The following is a 955-nucleotide window of genomic DNA, read 5'->3' on the forward strand; positions in this document are numbered from 1 at the left end:
TCGCCGCTCGCGAACAACGCGTTCTTGCGGCTGAGGCAGATGGGACGGATCGCCTGCTCCACGGTGTTGTTGTCGACCTCGATGCGGCCGTCGTCGAGGAACTGCTCCAGCCCCTTCCGGTGGTTCAGCGCGTAGCGGATCGCTTCCGCCGTGGGACTGCTCCGCGGCAGGCGCCCGAGCTGGGCGTCGAGCCAGGTGAACAGGTCGGCCACCAGTGGCTGGCTGCGGGCCTGGCGCTCCGTCAGGCGTTCTGGGGCAGGACGGCCGCGGATCTCCGCTTCGATGGCGTAGAGGGCGGCGATCCGTTGCAAGGCCTCGGTAGCGATCGGTGCCGCGCCACCTTTGGCCAGGTCAAAGAACCCGCGCCGCACATGCGCCCAGCAGAACGCCAGCGTCACATCCCCGCCGGTGGTTAGTGCCTTGTAGGCGGCGTAGCCGTCGCACTGGACGATGCCGCGGTAGCCCTGCAGCAGCGCCCTGGCGTGCTCCTGCCCGCGACCGGGGGCGTAGCGGAACACCACGGCTGGCGGGTCCGTGCCACCCCAGGGCCGGTCGTCGCGCGCCAGCGCCCAGGCATATCCCTTCTTCACCTTGCCACGTCCCGGGTCGAGCACCGGCAGGGTGGTCTCGTCAGCAAACAGCCGCGGCGAGGCAAGCAGGAGCTCGCGCAGGCGGCGCACCACCGGCCGGATCTCCTGGGCGGCGGTGCCCAGCCAGTCGGCCAGCACCTCGCGTCCCAGCGTCAGGCCCTGTCGCGCCAGCATCTGTGCCTGGCGGTACAGCGGCAGATGGTCGGCATAGCGGGCCACCAGCACCTGGGCGACGGTGGCCTCGGTCGGCAGCCCACCCGGCACCAGCCGCTCTGGAGCGGGCGCCTGCAGCACCACGCCAGGACAGGCGCGGCAGGCCAGCTTGGGCCGCCTGGTGACCAGCACCCGGAACTGCGCTGGCAGCA

Annotated in this window: 1 protein-coding gene; it reads right to left on the reverse strand. The window is 71.5% G+C overall.

Annotation, left to right across the window (positions count from 1 at the left end; translation table 11 throughout):
* The coding region (gene tnpC, locus EBE87_RS28420; protein WP_122140319.1) for an IS66 family transposase at positions 1–955 on the reverse strand (955 nt) is incomplete at both ends.

The sequence above is a fragment of the Teichococcus wenyumeiae genome (assembly GCF_003696345.1).
Classification (GTDB): domain Bacteria; phylum Pseudomonadota; class Alphaproteobacteria; order Acetobacterales; family Acetobacteraceae; genus Pseudoroseomonas; species Pseudoroseomonas wenyumeiae.